The 2,217-nt window shown below is 80.0% G+C and carries 1 protein-coding gene; it reads right to left on the bottom strand.

From position 1 onward, the window contains the following. The coding region (locus GTR02_RS21355; RefSeq protein WP_205709773.1) for a cell wall-binding repeat-containing protein at positions 1–2,217 on the bottom strand (2,217 nt) is incomplete at both ends.

The following is a 2,217-nucleotide window of genomic DNA, read 5'->3' as shown; positions in this document are numbered from 1 at the left end:
GCCGCACCGTGCCCGTCGGCGGCCCGGGCGGCCGCGCCGCCGACGGGCACGGTGCGGCCGCCCGCGGCGTCGTGGGCCGCGAGGTGGGCGCGGGTGGCGGCGGGCAGCACGGCGCCGTCGGTGAGCAGGACGCTCCCGCCCGTGCGGCCCGCCAGCGCCGACACGGCGAGCCCGTCGGGGAAGTCCGTGCCGTCGGCCAGGTACAGCGGGCCGGTGGACCCGACGGCGTCGGCGACGGCGGTCGCCGTCGCGAAGCGGTCGGCCCCGGACAGCCGCGTCACGGTGTAGCGGGCGGACAGCGTCGCGAGGGCCGTCTCGGTGGCCGCCGAGACGGCCGTCGGGCCGCCCAGCACGTAGACGGTGCCCGCCGGGGCCAGGACGCGCTGGACCTCCGCGGCCACGTCGGCGGGCAGGGCGTCGGGCGGCGTCAGCAGCAGCGGCGAGGCGTTCGCCGACGCGAGGCGGGCGCCGGCCAGGGCGTCGGCGAAGCGCGTGGACGTCGAGAGCACGACGGCCCGCGCCGACCCCGCCACGGGGAAGAGGGCCCTCGACGTCCGCACGGCGGTGGCCACGCGGTCCGGGCCGTCCAGGCGGGTGGTGCCCGGGGCGGGGGCCACGGCCGCGCCCTGCGCCGTGGGCACGACGGCCGCGGAGGGCGGCGACGGGACGCCCGTGCCGACGGCGTTCACGGCCGTGACCGTGAAGGTGTGGCTCTCCCCGTTGGTGAGGCCCGTGACGACCGCGGTCGTCGCGGGCGCCGCGACCTGCACGGGGGTGCCGGGCGTGCTCCCGCGGTGGGGGAGGACGACGTACCCCGTCACGGGCAGGCTCCCCGCGGCGGCGGTGCCCGTCCCGGCCGGGGCCGTCCACGTGAGCGTCGCGCGGGCGTCGCCCGCCACCGCGACCGGGGCGGCGGGCGCCGCGGGGACGGCGTCCACGACGAGCGTGACGACCTGGTCGTCGTGGCCCTGGGAGTTGGTCGCGCGGACCGTGAACGTCGTGCCCGCCTTCGCGGTGGGCGTGCCGGACAGCACGCCCGTGGCGGCGTCGAAGACCAGGCCCGCGGGCAGCGCGCCGATGAGCGACCAGCGCGGGGTGGGCGCTCCCGTGGCGACGAAGCGCTGCGCGAAGGGGGCCTTGAGCGCGGCCGTGCGCGGCGCGGGGGACACGACGTGCGGCGCGACCCGGGGCTCGGTGGGCGTGAGCACGAACGCGGTGTCGTCGCCCGCGTCGGCGGGGTCGTGGGCGTCGACGACGTGGACCCGCTCCTCGGCGTCGACGGCGATCGCGACGGGGGAGTCGACGGCGGGGAGGGCGGTCCCGCCCGCGAGGGTGCTCAGGGTCCCGGCGGCGCTGACGGCGACGACGCTGCCGCCCGCGTCGGCGACGTAGACGTTGCCGGAGCGGTCGACGGCCACCCCCGCGGGCCGCAGGAGGGGCGAGGCCAGGGCCGGCCCGGGGACGGGCGTGCCGGGCGTGCCCGTGCCGGCGACCACGCTCAGCCGGCCGCCCGGGTCGACCTTCTCGACCCGCGCGTAGCCGGAGTCGGCGATGTAGACGTTGCCGACGCCGTCGACCGCGACCCCCGTCGGCCGCGACAGCGTCGAGGACACGGCGACCCCCGTCGCGGGGGCGAGGGCCCGGCCCGTGCCGGCGAAGACCGTCAGCGCGCCCGTGCGGTCCACCTTCTCGACCTGGTTGTTGTCGCGGTCGGCGACGTAGACGTTGCCGAGGCCGTCGACCGCGACGCCGACGGGGTGGTCCAGCGGCGAGGCGGTGGCCCGGCCCGCGAGCGGGGCGCCCTCGACACCGCTGCCGGCCACGACCGTCACGGTGCCCGTCCGGCTGATCCGCTTCACCTGGTGCGCCTGCGTGTCGGCCACGAGGACGGACCCGTCGGCCTCGACGGCCACCCCGGCGGGGCTCGTGAAGCCCGTGGTGGTGGACAGGACCCGGCCCGCGGCGTCGAGGCGGACGACGCGCCCCGCCCCGGGGTCGCTCACGACGAGCGTCCCGAGGTCGTCGTGAGCGAAGCCGCCGGGCACCGCGACGCCCGCCGGGGCGAAGGGCTGCGCGGCGTAGGTGCCCGGCACGGTCGCGCCCGCGGGGGCGCCGGCCAGCACGAGGGGGACCAGCACCACGGGGACCAGCACCACGGGGACCAGCGCGGCGGGCAGGGCGGCGGCGAGCACCCGGGACACCGCGCGGCGGGCGGGG

This window comes from Kineococcus siccus (genome assembly GCF_009906795.1).
GTDB lineage: Bacteria > Actinomycetota > Actinomycetes > Actinomycetales > Kineococcaceae > Kineococcus > Kineococcus siccus.
Note: the sequence above shows the minus strand (reverse complement) of the source record. Positions and strands in the feature narration are given on the sequence as shown.